Annotated in this window: 2 protein-coding genes; both read left to right on the top strand. The window is 64.0% G+C overall.

What is annotated here, in order from left to right; all coding sequences use genetic code 11:
• Window positions 1-154 precede the first annotated feature (154 nt).
• Window positions 155-1708: an IS21 family transposase gene (istA, locus tag O3306_RS22410; protein WP_272011645.1), complete on the top strand. Its 1554-nt coding sequence runs from the start codon at window positions 155-157 to the stop codon at window positions 1706-1708.
• A gap of 19 nt (window positions 1709-1727) precedes the next feature.
• A partial coding sequence (gene istB, locus O3306_RS22405) for an IS21-like element helper ATPase IstB (protein WP_272011643.1) occupies window positions 1728-2430 on the top strand: 703 nt, incomplete at its 3' end.

The following is a 2430-nucleotide window of genomic DNA, read 5'->3' as shown; positions in this document are numbered from 1 at the left end:
ATGCGGGTTTCGCAAATTCCCGGACACGGATTTCAGTAATTCCCGGACACGCGTTTCGGTAAATCCCGGACAGCTCCGGGGGCCTTGGGCACGGTTGGTCATCGCCTGCGCCGTTACGGCATTCTGCCGGTCTTGAACAAGACCGGGAGGGGACATGCCACGACGCAAGCAACCGAGGCGCATGACTGTGCAAGACATACGAACCATATTGCGGTTGACGCATGAACAGGGGTTTTCGGTGCGCGAGGTTGGCCTGCGCCTGAAGCTCAGCAAGACGACGGTGGCGACTTACCTGCACCGCGCCCGGGAGGCGGGTCTGAACTGCTGGCCATTGCCATCCGGCCGCGATGACGATGCGACGCTGAAGCAGGTCCTTTTTCAGCGTGTGGGCCGCCCGCCCCGGGATCTGACAGAGCCCGACTGGCCGAAGATGGCTGCGGAGATGAAGCGCAAGGGCGTGACGCTGGTGCTGCTCTGGGAAGAATACCGCGCCGCGCATCCCGACGGCTATGGCTACACCTGGTTCTGCGAACGCTACCGCGCGTTCGAGAACCGCATCAGCCCGCGGTATCGCAACCGCCATGAGGCCGGCGCGGTGATGCAGACCGATTACGCCGGGCACACGATCCCGGTGATCGACCCGGGCACAGGTGTTGAGCATCGCGCGCAGATCTTCGTCGCGGTTCTGGGCGCGTCCAATTACACCTATGCTTGGGCCAGCCTGACGCAAAAACTGCCCGATTGGATCGAGGCCCAGGTTCGCGCGCTGAAGTTTTTCGGCGGAGTGCCTAAGGCGATCGTGTGCGACAATCTCAAGGCCGCCGTGGCCAAACCGCTTTGGTTCGAACCGTCGCTGACCAAGACCTTCTCCGACATGGCCACGCATTACGACACGACTGTGCTGCCCACCCGGCCGCGCAAGCCGCGCGACAAGGGCAAGGTCGAGGGCGCCGTGCTGATCGTGGAGCGCTGGATTTTGGCCCGCCTGCGCAACCGGCAGTTCTTTTCCATTGAGGCGCTGAACGTCACCATTGCCGAGCTGCTCGATGATCTCAATGCACGGACCATGCGCCGGGTCGGGCGCTCACGACGTGAGCTGTTCGAGGAGATCGAACGCCCGGCACTCAGCCCGTTGCCCGATACGCCCTTCGAGTACGCCGAATGGAAGCGCGCCAAGGTGCATCCCGACTACCATATCGAGGTTCTGCACGGTTTCTATTCGGTGCCGCACCGCCTGATCGGCCGTCAGGTCGATGTCCGGCTCACCCACCGCATGATCGAGATTTTCCATAATCATGAGAGGGTCGCACTGCATCACCGCCGGGGCCAGCGCGGCGGCCATACTACCGTCAAGGAACACATGCCAAAGGCGCATCAGCGTTACGGTGGCATGACGCCCGAGAGCCTGATCACCCGGGCCGCCCGCACCGGCTATCATGCCGCCGCGCTCGTCGAGCGCCTGATGCGCGACAGGCCGCATCCCGAACAGGGCTATCGCTCGGCCCTCGGTGTGCTCGGTCTGCAGCGGCAGTTCGGGGCGGACAGGCTGGAAGCGGCCTGCGAACGCGCCCTGACAGTCGGCACCGTCAATTATGCATCGGTGCGCTCCATCCTGATCACCGGTCTGGATCGGGCGCCCAGCCCGCCAGACCCCATCACCGCCACGCCGGTCCACGACAACATCCGTGGCCCCGGCTACTACCAATAACCCCAGAAAGGACAAACAGATGCTGACACATCCCACACTCGACCAGATGGCCACGCTCGGCCTGACAGGCATGGCAGACGCCTGGAAGGCTCTGGCCGAACAGGATCCGGGCCAAGCGCTCGAGCGCAACGAATGGCTCGGCCTCATGCTCGACCGGGAAGCTGCGGCCCGCGCCGACAAGCGCTTCGCCAACAGGCTGCGCAACGCCAAGATGCGCTTCCCCAACGCCTGCATCGAAGATGTCGATTTTGCCGCCAGCCGGGGGCTTGATCGCCGCCAGATCCTCGCGCTCGCCCAAGGCGACTGGATCAAGGCCCGCGAGCAGATCATCCTCACAGGCCAAACAGGCACCGGCAAGACCTGGCTCGCCTGCGCCTTCGGCCATCAGGCCGCGCGCCTGGATCACTCTGTCTCCTATGTCCGAATGCCGCGGCTCTTCGAGGACATGGCAATGGCACGGCTCGATGGGCGCTTTCCCCGCCTCGTCGACAAGCTGGCCCGCGTCCAGTTGCTGGTTCTCGACGACTGGGGCACCCATGGGCTGACCGACCAACAGCGCCTCGATCTGCTCGAGCTCTTCGAGGAGCGCTATCAGCGACGGTCCACCATCATCACCGCCCAGCTTCCCGTGTCCGGATGGCACGACATGATCGGCGAACCCACCATTGCGGACGCCATCCTCGACCGGATCGTCCACAACGCACACCGCATCGAACTCAAGG

The organism is Roseovarius sp. ZX-A-9, assembly GCF_028369135.1.
Lineage (GTDB): Bacteria > Pseudomonadota > Alphaproteobacteria > Rhodobacterales > Rhodobacteraceae > Roseovarius.
This window is presented reverse-complemented; position numbering and strand designations above follow the sequence as displayed.